9 protein-coding genes are annotated in these 12,549 nt (G+C 41.4%); 7 read left to right on the top strand and 2 right to left on the bottom strand.

Going from position 1 to position 12,549, the window contains the following annotated elements; translation table 11 throughout:
- Positions 1–218: 218 nt before the first annotated feature.
- From GN217_RS09305 to GN217_RS09275, 7 genes are all read left to right on the top strand, one after another.
- Positions 219–1,571 carry an aminotransferase family protein gene (locus GN217_RS09305; protein ID WP_156856412.1) on the top strand — a complete coding sequence of 451 codons (1,353 nt, stop codon included), beginning with the start codon at positions 219–221 and terminating at the stop codon, positions 1,569–1,571.
- A gap of 38 nt (positions 1,572–1,609) precedes the next feature.
- Positions 1,610–3,652, top strand: a complete 2,043-nt coding sequence (locus GN217_RS09300) for a hydantoinase/oxoprolinase family protein (RefSeq protein ID WP_156856411.1) — start codon at positions 1,610–1,612, stop codon at positions 3,650–3,652.
- Positions 3,653–5,614 (top strand): hydantoinase B/oxoprolinase family protein, encoded by a 1,962-nt coding sequence (locus tag GN217_RS09295; RefSeq protein ID WP_156856410.1) that lies wholly within the window; start codon positions 3,653–3,655, stop codon positions 5,612–5,614.
- Between the two features lie 86 nt (positions 5,615–5,700).
- On the top strand, positions 5,701–7,107 hold the full coding sequence (locus GN217_RS09290) for an APC family permease (protein ID WP_156856409.1): 1,407 nt from the start codon (positions 5,701–5,703) through the stop codon (positions 7,105–7,107).
- Between the two features lie 233 nt (positions 7,108–7,340).
- The gene (locus tag GN217_RS09285) at positions 7,341–8,483 is read left to right on the top strand and encodes a CaiB/BaiF CoA transferase family protein (RefSeq protein ID WP_156856408.1); all 1,143 of its coding nucleotides are present in this window, start codon (positions 7,341–7,343) and stop codon (positions 8,481–8,483) included.
- A 17-nt stretch (positions 8,484–8,500) separates the two neighbouring features.
- Positions 8,501–9,712: an acyl-CoA dehydrogenase family protein gene (locus GN217_RS09280; protein WP_156856407.1), complete on the top strand. Its 1,212-nt coding sequence runs from the start codon at positions 8,501–8,503 to the stop codon at positions 9,710–9,712.
- A 24-nt stretch (positions 9,713–9,736) separates the two neighbouring features.
- On the top strand, positions 9,737–11,179 hold the full coding sequence (locus GN217_RS09275) for an NAD-dependent succinate-semialdehyde dehydrogenase (protein ID WP_156856406.1): 1,443 nt from the start codon (positions 9,737–9,739) through the stop codon (positions 11,177–11,179).
- Positions 11,180–11,237: 58 nt separating this feature from the next.
- Here GN217_RS09275 and GN217_RS09270 read toward each other — a convergent pair whose 3' ends face one another.
- Entirely contained in the window at positions 11,238–11,555 is a 318-nt protein-coding gene (locus GN217_RS09270) for a DUF3870 domain-containing protein (protein WP_156856405.1), read from the bottom strand.
- A gap of 261 nt (positions 11,556–11,816) precedes the next feature.
- Entirely contained in the window at positions 11,817–12,548 is a 732-nt protein-coding gene (nagB, locus tag GN217_RS09265; RefSeq protein WP_156856404.1) for a glucosamine-6-phosphate deaminase, read from the bottom strand.
- Between the last annotated feature and the right edge of the window lies 1 nt (position 12,549).

Here is a 12,549-nt window from a genome sequence, read left to right as displayed (position 1 = left end):
CTACTACAAATTCTCCTTGACAAGCAATTCAATATTCGTTAAATTGAAAATAATAGAATATTATAAGCTGCTTAGTCTAATTGACTCTATTGCAGAAATAGAGCAATCCATTAGATAAAACCAGTTATATTGTGCAGATGTATGGAAATATTCTTCCCTATGCCTCTGCCAGTATTGCTGGTTTTTTATATTTTCCATCATTTTAAGGAGGCGTGAATATGGATCAAGAAAAATTAATTGAGTTAGACAAGAGGCATTTCATCCATCCAACTTCATCGATTCAGCAACAGCAGAAAGACGGAGCGAAAATGATTGTTGAGAAAGGAGATGGTATTTATCTGACGGATAAAAATGATAACGTTTACATCGATGCGATGTCATCTCTTTGGAATGTGAATGTGGGACACGGAAGAGATGAACTCGCTGCCGCGGCCGCAGAACAAATGAAAAAGTTAGCTTTTAGTTCAACTTTTTCTACTTTCAGCCATGAGCCAGCGATAGTACTTGCTGAAAAAATCAGCTCTCTTGCTCCCGAAGGATTAAACGCAGTCTTCTTTACATCCGGTGGCTCTGAATCGAATGATACAGCAATCAAACTCGCAAGACATTATTGGCGTGTTCAGGATAAGCCGGAGAGACGGAAAATTATTGGAATCAACCGAGCTTATCATGGCGTTGCTGCTGCCTCGACAAGCGCTACAGGGATTCCTGAATTTTGGAATATGGCAGGGAAAATGATGACAGATATTTATCATGCAGATAATCCATATGGCAATGGCAAAGATAAAGCCCTTTCCTCACTCCGGTCCGTTATTGAAAGTGAAGGTCCTGAAACAGTCGCCGCCTTTATTGCAGAACCGATTCAAGGAGCCGGCGGTGTGCTCGTGCCACCAGAAGGCTACTTGCAAGAAGTCCGGAACCTTTGTGACGAATATGGAATTTTGTATATTGCAGATGAAGTAATCACTGGATTTGGACGAACTGGAAAGTGGTTTGGTGTTGAACATTATTGCGTTACTCCTGACATTATTTCCTTTGCAAAAGGGGTTACAAGCGGGTATATCCAGCTTGGTGGCGTTATTGTCTCTGATCAAATCCATAATGTATTAAAAGAAAAGTCTGCTGGTACTCTTTTCCATGGTTACACGTATAGTGGCCACCCTACTGCGACTGCTGTTGGTCTAAAAAATATTGAAATCATGGAAAATGAAGGACTGCTAGAGAACGCACGGAAAATGGGAGAAGTAATGCTTAATGGTTTTAAAAAGCTAAAAGAAGAACTCGACATTGTTGGAGATGTTCGTGCTGTTGGCTTACTTGGTGCCGTGGAGCTTGTGGAAGATCCTGCCACAAATAAGCGGTTTGCAAGTGATTTGCAAGTAGCTCCGAAAGTAATCGAAGCACTGCATCAGCGCGGTGTGATCTGCCGAGCGGTAACATATGAAGGAACCGATATTATCTGTTTCTGTCCGCCTCTCATTATAAATGAACAACAAATTGAGACAATGATCGGGAAACTGCATGATGCGATACAAGAAGTGAGAAAGGGATTATCTGCTGTTTTAAAATAATAGACATATTGAAATTTGATAAAAACGGGAGGAATATCATGGGTAAATATAGAGTTGCAGTAGATGTTGGAGGCACATTTACAGATGTATTTGTGTTTGATGAGAAATCCAAAGATATCTTTATCGCAAAGACTGCGTCAACTCCAACAAATCCTGAAATTGGAGTCATTAATGGAATTGAAGCTGCAAATATTTCTGGTGACGACATATCAGTCTTTTCTCACGGTACAACGGCTGGAACAAATGCTTTAATCGAAAGAAAACTCCCAAAGACTGCTCTAGTGACTACAAAAGGATTTCGGGATGTAACGGAAATCCGAAGAGGAACGAAATTAGACTTATGGGACGCTTATAAAGACGTCGCACCTCCTTATATAAGAAGACGAGACCGTTTTGAAATAAATGAACGTGTGGACTACTCGGGGAATATCCTTGTTTCAGTTGATGAACAAGAAGTAATCGAACTTGCAAGAATTCTAAAAAGGAGAAATGTGGAGTCCATCGCAATCAGCTTTATGAATGCCTATGTTAATGGTGATAATGAACGGAGCGTAAAAGAAATTTTACAGAGAGAACTACCTGACGTGTATATTTCGTCCTCAAGTGAAGTTTTACCCGAGATTTTTGAGCATGAACGGACAAGTACTACTATTATTAATTCAGTCTTAGGGCCAAAAGTAACTAAATATATTGACGTGCTCCAAAATCAGATTAAAGCAAAAGGCTATGATGGAGAGATTTTGGTTCTTCATTCCGGCGGTGGAGTTATGACTTCCGAAAACGTCCAGAAGTATGCAGGGCGCCTCGCCAGCTCTGGGATAGCTGCAGGAGCAATCGCCAGTAAATATATCGCGGAACTATGTGGATTTAAAAATGCGATTGGACTGGATATGGGCGGTACAAGTACAGACATTTCTTTAGTTTATGATGGCGAATTAAAAACAACAAAAGAATGGTATATCGAATATGGTTATCCAATTGGTTTTCCGAGTATCGAAATTATGACTATAGGAGCAGGCGGCGGAAGTATTGCCCGAATAGATAAAGGTGGATCATTACGAAACGGACCTGAAAGTGCGGGTTCCGAACCTGGTCCTGCCTGTTATGATCTTGGCGGGACAGAACCGACAAATACAGATGCCAATTTAATATTAGGACGACTCAATGAATCTTTATTAGGCGGAGAGATGACTCTAAATAAAGATGCTTCACAAAAAGCACTGGAACCAATTTGCGAAATGTATGGCTATAACGAATTTGAAGCAGCTAATGCAATATTAAAAGTTGCAAATGCAAATATGTCTGATGCTCTGCGGCTCATTTCTGTTCGTAAAGGATACGACCCTCGTGACTTTGCATTAGTTGCTTTTGGAGGAGCAGGTGCTCTTCATAGTGCCTATCTAGCAAAAGAGTTAAGTATACCTAAGGTTATCGTTCCAGCACATCCTGGTGTTGCAGCCGCTTTGGGTTGTTTGCTTGTTGATTTTCGCCACGACTTAACCAAAACATATGTAGCGAATACGGAAGATATAGAAACAGACACCATTGAACAGGAATTTTTAAAAATGGAACAAGAAGCTATAAAACTATTGAAAAATGAGGGCATAGACAAGAAATCTATGAATTTAATCCGTCATCTGGAAATGCGTTATGTTGGCCAGTGGCGCTCTTTAGAAGTCACTGTAGGTAGGCATTTAACATCTCTGGATGCTGCATTGGAAAACTTTCACAAGGAACATGAGCGAGCTTATGCTTTTTCCAATCCTGACCAAAGTGTGGAAGTCTACGGCTTCCGTATAGAGGCTGTAGGCATTGTACCAAAGCCCGAACTACCGAAAGAAGAACCTGTAGGAACCTTGATTGAAGCCTTAAGGGAATACCGAAATGTATATTTTGAAGAAACTGGTGGCTTCATAAATACCCCAATTTATCATCGTCCATCTGTACCAGTAGGCTCTATTATAAGTGGGCCAGCAGTGGTCGAGCAATTGGATTCTACTGTCATTATACCTCCAGACTTTGTTGCTAAGGTGGATAACTATAAAAATATAATTATTTCATTAAAAGGTGTGGTGGAATAAATGGAGAATATATTTAAGACAAAACTAGATCCTGTTACCTTTGAAGTTTTGAAAAATGGTTTTGTTAATTTGGTAGACCAAATGTCCGAACAAATTCTTCGTACCTGCTATTCCTTTGTAATTTATAACCGTGACTTCAGTTCATCATTATGTGATGCGGATGGAAATACAGTCATGCAAGGAACCCAGGATATTGCTGTTCACGTTGGTACTCTTCACTTAACAGCTAAGGCAGTTATTGAAGATTTTGGGAACGACATTCATCCAGGGGACGTTTTCTTAGTAAATGATCCCTACCGCGGAGGTACACATTTTAATGATGTACGAGTCATTCGTCCCGTTTTTCATAAAGGTAAACTAATTGCTTTTATGCAATCAAATGGACACTGGGCAGATATGGGTGGATCGGTTCCAGGATCATTTGATGTGGGTTTAAGAGATCATTACGGTGAAGGGGTTCGGATACCACCTGTGCGCGTATGGAGTAAAGGTAAGTATTTGGAAGATGTCGCAAACTTACTCATTTCTAATATGAGGGTTCCAGAAGAAAGACTTGGTGATTTACGATCGCAAGCCGAAGCGACAAAGGTCGGAGAAAAAGAGCTCCTTCGATTGGTTGATAAATATGGTGTGGATACAGTATTAACAGCTTTTGATGAAGTCCAGGATTATGTCGAGCGCCTGACTAGAGAAAACATCAAGGAGCTTCCAAACGGGACTTGGGAAACTGTTGACTATATAGACATGGATCCAGAACTCGGTGATGGATTAATCCCTATTAAAGTAAAAATGACAATCAATGATGACGAGATTTTCTATGATTTGGGTGGAACCCATGCTTCTATCAGCTGTTTCCTTAACTCATCTTTTGGGGCCTCCTTATCAGGCTTGTATGCAGGGACAAAAACATTTTTTCCCGATATTCCTTTAAACTCAGGATTCTATCGTGTTGTACATGCTAACCTTCCCGAGAATTCTGTTGTTAATGCACCCTGGCCAGTTGCTGTTACCGGTTTCTGTTCAGGTCCCTATGAAAAGATTATGAACGCATGCTTTGAGTTATGGTCTTATGTGATACCCGAACGAGCACTTGCCTGTTCTTTTAACCTTGAATATCTATTAATCGGTGGATGGGATCAACGTGACCGCTACGATAACTTCTTCATGTGGTACGACTGGATGGCTGGTGGGCATGGTGGTAGAAGCAACAGAGATGGTGCAAATGCAATGTCACCTCTATTTGGAGCCGGATTGAGTGTGCAGCCGTGTGAAGGTCAAGAACGCTTAACCCCAGTTGTTACTTCTTATCATCAAATCATTACGGATTCAGGTGGACCTGGTGAATTCAGAGGTGGGTGTGGTGTAGAAAAAGGCGGGACATTAACTAACATTACCGATACGGTTATGTCCGTTTGTTGTGACCGTTCACGTTCTGTAACTTGGGGTATTTATGGTGGACTCCCTTCTAACCCGCATGGAAACTGGTTAAATCCCGGAACAGAGAAGGAACAATTTCTTGGCGCTTTCTTTTCTAATATAAAAGTAGAAGAAGGCGACAGCTTCTCTAGACCCTCAGCAGGTGGTGGTGGTCTTGGTGATCCATTGAATCGACTTCCAGAAGCCATCTTAGAAGATGTTATTGATGGATATGTATCAATTGAGCGAGCAAAAAAGGATTATGGGGTCATCATCAAAGAAATCGATGTTGAACTAGATTTATACGAAGTGCTAGAGAATGAAACAGCTAAGGAAAGAGAATATATCCGAAGAAACCGAAAAGATTGGTTACGTGAAGATGTAAATGTAGTTCATGATTTATATAAAAAGGGAGGGGTAGATGAATTAGATTTAATTCGTCAATACGGAGTGCTAATTGATTTTGCAACTGGTGAATTATTGCATAAATCAACTGAACAATTCAGAGAAATGCTACAAAAACGTTCAGCATCGTACTGGGACTAGATTCCCTATTAAACTATCTTTAGGTGGGATTCCATTCTTACAATGAATCCCACTCTCCATTCCAAATTCCAGCAAGGAGGGCTTAAATGGATTCAGATCAAAAGCTACTAAAACTGTTAGGCAATAAAGACGTATTGGCACTTGCTTTTGGCGCTATGATTGGCTGGGGCTGGGTTGTCACGACAGGGATTTGGATTAATGAAGCTGGGTCATTAGGAGCAATTTTAGCTTTTGTTATCGGTGGGATCATGGTAATCTTCGTAGGTCTTACTTATGCGGAACTCGCTGCTGCGATGCCGCTCGTTGGTGGAGAATTTGTCTATACGTATAAAGCGATGGGCAGGGTACTGTCCTTTATCACAACATGGGCCATCATCTTCGGTTATGTATCTGTTGTCGCTTTTGAAGCGGTTGCCTTACCGACCGTGTTCGAATATTTAATTCCCAATTTCAGCCAAGGCTATTTGTACACAATCCAAGGCTGGGATGTAACGCTTACTTGGGCAGGTACTGGAATGGTTGGCTCGATTCTTATTGCATGGGTGAACTATCGCGGTATCAAACTAACTTCTTTCATCAATATCGTACTGACATTATTAATAATTATCGCAGGTATTTTACTTATTACAGGCAGTAGTGTTTCCGGCACAACTGCAACAATGGAACCATTCTTTCAAAAAGGATTTTCCGGATTACTGACCGTTATCGTCATGACTCCATTCATGTTTGTTGGCTTTGATGTGATCCCTCAAGCTGCAGAAGAAATAAATCTACCGAAAAAACGAATTGGTCAACTACTTATTTTTTCTGTTATTTTGGCGGTTATCTGGTATGTTTCTATTATTTTTGGTGTTTCACGGGTCATGACACCTTCAGAACTTGCAGCAACAAACTTAGCAACTGCGGATGCGATGAGTAACGCTTATGGCGGAAGTCAATTAATGGCTAATATTCTTGTCCTTGGCGGAATCGGCGGGATTTTGACAAGCTGGTTAGGTTTTTACGTTGGTGGTAGTAGAGCAATTTATGCCCTCGCAAAAGCTGGCATGTTACCAAAATTCCTAGGCGAGTTACACCCTAAATACCGGACTCCACATAAGGCAATCATTCTTATCGCAGTTATGTCCACGATGGCACCACTGCTCGGCCGCCCTGCTCTTGTCTGGTTTGTCGATGCTGGTGGAATCGGGCTTGTGATTGGTTGGTCCATGGTCGCACTTTCCTTTGTCATCCTCAGAAAAAAAGCACCGGAAATGGAGCGGCCATTCAAACTTCGCGGCGGATCGGTACTTGGCTGGATTGCAACCATCCTCGCATTTGGAATCGCCACTTTATATTTACCAGGCATGCCATCCGCTTTAGGTATTCCAGAATGGATCATTATCGGATTCTGGTTCTTAATTGGAGCAGCTTTTTATAATTATTCTATGCGTAAATATGGAAAAGAAAACGTAGAAGAACATATGAAAAAAGAAATTGACCGCATCGCTTAATATTGTTTACAAAAATTTTAGAATATACTATAATAAAACTAATGAATCGTGTTAAGGCGCATCCACGCCCATGTCACATGATCAATGTAGCAATTTAAATAGTAAACTGCCTAATCTGTTTACAGTCCCTACCAGGATTGTTCCAACAGTCAAAAGCCAGTTCAAATTGATTTACAGGATGCTGTATATCATTTGAGCTGGCTTTTTTAATACATTTGAAAGGAGGTTCATCCATGGCTCTTTCCAATTTTAAAGTTCTAGATCTGTCCCGGGTACTCGCCGGTCCTTATTGCACGATGATTCTAGGTGACCTCGGTGCAGAAGTGATTAAAGTCGAAGCACCCGGCGGGAGTGATGATACCCGTAAATGGGGTCCTCCCTTCCAAGAAGGTGTGAGCGCTTATTACCTAAGTGCGAATCGGAACAAGAAAAGTATTACGGTCGATTTAAAGACGGAGGAAGGAATCAGCTTCATTAAGAAATTAGTAAAAGAAAGTGATGTCATTATCAACAACTTCAAAACTGGCACAATGGAAAGACTTGGACTCGGGTTTGAAACCGTTTCAAACTTAAATCCTGGAATTGTATTCTGCTCCATCACCGGTTTTGGCGAAACAGGACCAAATAAGGCGATGCCCGGCTATGATTTTATCGTGCAAGCAATGAGCGGCTTGATGAGTATCACAGGAGATAAACATTCTGGACCGCAAAAAGTTGGTGTCGCTATTACAGATGTGTTAACAGGGCTATATGCCTGTATCGGCATCCAAGCTGCACTGCTTGAAAGAAACTTCTCTGGCAAGGGACAGAAACTTGATATTTCACTCTATGACAGCGCGGTCAGCTCGCTCGTTAATATTGGGAGTAATTATTTACTGTCAGGGAAAATCCCTGAAGCACTCGGTAATCATCACGCCAATATCGTGCCATACCAGACATTTAAAACAATAGATGGCGAAATTGTTATTGCGGTTGGCAATGATAACCAATATAAAGCATTATGTACCGTTCTCGGAAAACCAGAATTAAGTACAGATGTTAGATTTTTAACGAACCCAGATCGCGTACAGCACCGAGAACAATTAGTTCCATTGTTAGAAGAAGTATTTGCAACGAAACCCACCAACTATTGGCAAAAGCGTTGTAATGAAAATAATATTCCATGCGGACCGATACAAAATTTAGAAGAGGTAACGAAAGACCCGCAGCTCCTTGCTCGAGAAATGTTTATCAGTACCGAACATCCGACTGCCGGACATATTAAAATGATTGGCAGTCCACTCAAATTATCGAGAACTCCCGTAACATACCGTCACCACCCGCCTAACGTTGGGGAGCATAATGAGGAATTCATGAATCAAAAAACAAAAAACTAAATTTGGGAGATGATCAGATGAACTTTGAATTCACGGAAGAACAAAATATGCTACGTAAAACAGTTAGAGATTTTACCGATAAAGAAATCATGCCGTATATTGCCGATTGGGACCGCACAGGACAATTTGATCCACGTATAATTGACAAAATTTCCGAACTCGGTCTCATGGGGGTATGTATCCCAGAGGAATATGGCGGTAGCGGCATGGATTACAATTCCCTTGCGATTGTCTGTGAAGAGCTTGAACGCGGCGATACGGCATTCCGTACTGCCGTTTCCGTCCATACCGGATTAAATAGCATGACGTTGCTGCAATGGGGGACAGAAGAACAAAAGCAGAAATATCTCGTTCCACAAGCAAAGGGGGAAAAAATCGGCGCATTCGGTCTTACGGAACCAGCTGCCGGATCGGATGTTGCAGCTTTAGAAACGAGCGCTGTTAAAGATGGAGACCATTATATTTTAAACGGTCAAAAGACATGGATTTCCCTTTGTGATCTCGCAGACAACTTTTTAGTGTTTGCCTATACTGGTGATAGGTCAGAAAAACATAAAGGAATTTCCGCTTTTATCGTGGAGCGGGAGTGGGATGGTTTTTCCTCTAAAGCAATTAAAGGGAAACATGGTATCCGTTCTGGGAATACTGGGGAAATCTTTTTCGATAACGTGAAGGTACCGAAAGAAAACCTGCTTGGTGAAGAAGGAGAAGGCTTTAAGATTGCCATGTCAGCCCTTGACAATGGACGCTTTACCGTTGCAGCCGGTGCCGTTGGGCAAATTATGGCTTGTCTCGAGGCTAGTGTGAAATACTGTCAGGAACGGGAAACTTTCGGGAAAGAAATTGGGAAGCATCAACTTGTACAACAGATGATTGCCAAAATGGAAGCTGGTTTTCAAATGAGCAGACTGCTCGTTTATCGTGCGGGGGCGTTAAAAAATCAAGGCAAACGGAACACGAGAGAAACATCCCTTGCCAAATGGCAGGCTTGTGATTTTGCCAACCGGGCTGCGGATGACGCCGTCCAAATCCACGGGGCATACGGCTACTCTGATGAATACCCGGTAGAAAGATATTTACGTAACTCAAAAGCCCCTGTTATTTATGAAGGGACGAGAGAAATTCATACGATTATGCAAGCGGAATATGTTCTTGGCTACCGTCAGGATAAAACGCTTAATCGAATGCTGCCAGCTTGGGAAGAATCATCAACCGTTCCTGGTCTCTAATTATTAGTGAAGGAGGGTGTTTAAATGCAGATTGAGACGATGACAAAAAGCTTATTCATTAATGGTTCCTGGAGAGATGTTGACGGAAAAACAGAAACAGTCTATAACCCAGCCACGCTAGAACCAATCACAGAAGTTGCTTATGCCGGAAAAAAAGAAACGGAAGAAGCAATTGAAGCTGCAGCAGAAGCTTTTCTCTCCTGGAGTGAGACGACAGGACGTGAGCGTTCGACCATTTTGTATAAAGCACACCAGCTCATGTTGGAAGATGCAGAACGGCTTGGCGAAATTTTGACAATGGAACAAGGAAAGCCATTAAATGAAGCAATCGGCGAAGTAAAAGGTGCAGCCGCCTTCTTACTCTGGTATGCCGAAGAAGCAAGCAGAGGTTACGGGGAATGGATCCCTTCTTCCAATAAGGGTAAACGGATGCTCGTCATCCCACGCCCTGTTGGAGTTGTTGGAGCAATTACGCCTTGGAACTTCCCAGCCTCTATGATCACTCGAAAAATTGCTCCTGCTTTAGCAGCAGGATGTACCGTCGTCTTGAAGCCAGCTCCTGAAACACCGCTTTCTGCTATCGAGATTATGAAAGTTTTTGAGGAAGCTGGTATGCCTAATGGAGTTGTCAACTTAATTACTGGTGATTCCAAAGCAATTGGCGAGGCTCTGCTTGAAAGTAAAGAAGTACGCCATATTACATTTACCGGATCAACCGCAGTTGGAAAATATTTAATGCAAGAAAGTGCCAACCATGTGAAAAAGCTGTCACTTGAACTTGGTGGCCATGCACCAAGTATTGTTTTTGAGGATGCTGATCTTGAGAAAGCAGCAACACTCGTGCTAGGAAGTAAATTCAGAAATAACGGTCAGACGTGTATCTGTACGAACCGTCTATATGTCCACGAATCCATTGCCGAACAATTTACTGCAAAATTAACAGCAAAAGTAGCACAATTAAAGATTGGTTCAGGCTTAGAGAAAGGTACGGAGATTGGACCTTTAATCAATAAGAAAGCTTTAGATAAAGTCCATTACCATTTGGAAGATGCTGTAAATAAAGGAGCAAAAGTTCTGAATGGAGGCGCTTCATGGGATGGTACTTTAAAAGGGCATTTCTATCAGCCTACGATTCTGTCTGAAGTGACAAACGATATGGTTATTATGAATGAAGAAACCTTTGGACCGATCATTCCGATTCAAACATTTAACGATGAAAGCGACGTAATTAATAAGGCAAATGATACAGACTATGGATTAGCCTCTTTTATCTTCACAGAGAATACGAGTCGGGCAATCCGAGTTACGGAAAAGTTGGACTACGGTATTGTCGGTGTCAATGATGTCTTTCCTGCCAGTCCAGAAGCTCCTTTCGGTGGTATCAAACAATCTGGAAACGGTAAAGAAGGCGGACATCACGGGATGGATGAATTCCTTGAACAGCAATTTGTTTCGATTGGGATTTAGTAAATAATTATGGTGAGTCCTCTGGCATGCCAGAGAGGACTCACCATTTTTCATTCTGTTATTTAGGTGTTTTTACCACATTCTCGTACTGTTTATATAAATCCTTCATTGCTGAAGCAAGCGCATTACCTGCTTTTCCTAAATAATGCTCTTTAATTGCTTGCACAGGCTTATCAATTCCATCTTGCAAACTATGCCCCTTTAGTAAATATTGAACAAAATCTCTACCATGCTCTGTTGCGAGTGTACAACTTGCCGTCACGATTACCCCATACTTCTTATCGATTTCCGCAGTAATGGTCAGCGTTTCATAGATATTTTTTGCTGCCATCCCTGATGGTAGTCTCGAATGTCCTGCGATAAAGACTGTGTTCATCTCTCCATCTCCTCTAATTTTGAATTCTCTATATTATTAATATACCATGATTTGTATATCTTTTTATAATTTCTTTAGTATTACAAAAGATACTAAGATTATGGGAAGAGTCAAGGCAAAAAAACTACTATGATAAATTACGTGCAGCGGACAAATCGAGCAGCAACCTTTCTAAGTACCCCAAAGATCGCAATCAAGAGAGTGTGGGAGCTAGCAAATAATAAAAGCGCCCAGACTTCGGACGCTTGTCAAAATAATTATTTACCCTCTACACCACTCAAGCGCGGCTTCATCAACAATAACCGTAACGTTTTCATGCTTTTTCAAAATTGATGCTGGGAAGTCCTCTGATATATCGCCATGTAGCAATTTTGCTGTTGCATCTGCTTTGGTTTCCCCGGAAACGAGTAAAAGAATTTCTTTACTGTTCATGATTGTCTCAATGCCCATCGAAATTGCTTGTGTTGGCACTTCCTCAATGGAATGGAAGAATCGTGCATTTGCTTGAATGGTGGACTCATCTAAATCAACAATATGTGTCTTACTATCGAAAGACGTTCCTGGTTCATTGAAACCAATATGTCCATTTCCGCCAATCCCTAGTACTTGAACATCAATTCCGCCTGCCTGTTCAATTGCACGTTCATGTTCCATGCATTCCTTTTCCAAATCCGCAGCAACCCCGTTTGGGATGTGAACACGGTCTGCGGCAATATCTACCTGGCTAAATAGTTTTTCATTCATAAAATTATAATAGCTATTTGGATCATTTTGTTCTAATCCGACATATTCATCCAAATTGAAAGTAGTTACATTTTTAAACGATACCTCGTCTTGCTGGTGCTTTTCAATAATTCGTTGATAGAGCCCTTCTGGTGTGGAACCAGTTGCTAAACCAAGAACCGGGTTTTTCAACGAATTGATACGATCAACCATAAATTCGGTTGCTTTTTCGCTCATCTCATCATAGTCTTTTACTTTGATAACGTTCACT

The sequence above is a fragment of the Oceanobacillus sp. AG genome (assembly GCF_009746545.1).
Taxonomy (GTDB): Bacteria; Bacillota; Bacilli; order Bacillales; family Amphibacillaceae; genus Oceanobacillus; species Oceanobacillus indicireducens.
This window is presented reverse-complemented; position numbering and strand designations above follow the sequence as displayed.

What these genes read in the sequence shown, in the direction of transcription:
- GN217_RS09280 (WP_156856407.1), top strand. Translation starts at nt 8,501, where the DNA reads ATGAACTTTGAATTCACGGAAGAACAAAATATGCTACGTAAAACAGTT.
- GN217_RS09300 (WP_156856411.1), top strand. Translation starts at nt 1,610, where the DNA reads ATGGGTAAATATAGAGTTGCAGTAGATGTTGGAGGCACATTTACAGAT.
- GN217_RS09305 (WP_156856412.1), top strand. Translation starts at nt 219, where the DNA reads ATGGATCAAGAAAAATTAATTGAGTTAGACAAGAGGCATTTCATCCAT.
- GN217_RS09285 (WP_156856408.1), top strand. Translation starts at nt 7,341, where the DNA reads ATGGCTCTTTCCAATTTTAAAGTTCTAGATCTGTCCCGGGTACTCGCC.
- GN217_RS09295 (WP_156856410.1), top strand. Translation starts at nt 3,653, where the DNA reads ATGGAGAATATATTTAAGACAAAACTAGATCCTGTTACCTTTGAAGTT.
- GN217_RS09290 (WP_156856409.1), top strand. Translation starts at nt 5,701, where the DNA reads ATGGATTCAGATCAAAAGCTACTAAAACTGTTAGGCAATAAAGACGTA.
- GN217_RS09275 (WP_156856406.1), top strand. Translation starts at nt 9,737, where the DNA reads ATGCAGATTGAGACGATGACAAAAAGCTTATTCATTAATGGTTCCTGG.
- GN217_RS09270 (WP_156856405.1), bottom strand. Translation starts at nt 11,555, where the DNA reads ATGAACACAGTCTTTATCGCAGGACATTCGAGACTACCATCAGGGATG.